Consider the following 248-nt stretch of genomic DNA (forward strand, 5'->3'; position numbering starts at 1 on the left):
AGGGCATAAAATGATTTCCAGGCTTTATCCAGCTGCTTGCAGGTCTCCTGCGCTGTCTGGGACGGAAGCTGTCTATACCACAGATCTCCTTTATGCGCTTTCTTCTGATAATACCAGTCAGGATACTTCTCCAGCCCCAATTCTTTATATCGACGGCGTTCATAGTTGCAGACATTCCAGAGCTTGGAAGCAGCGTAACACATATGCCCTATAATATTAGAATATTCCGGCCGGATATTGACCGATGT

Annotated in this window: 1 pseudogene; it reads right to left on the reverse strand. The window is 46.0% G+C overall.

The window, feature by feature from the left end:
* Positions 1-248, reverse strand: a pseudogene (locus DWZ76_RS15280) (RNA-guided endonuclease TnpB family protein); the annotation flags it as partial.

It is taken from the genome of Clostridium sp. AF35-15, assembly GCF_003477745.1.
Lineage (GTDB): Bacteria > Bacillota > Clostridia > Lachnospirales > Lachnospiraceae > Otoolea > Otoolea fessa.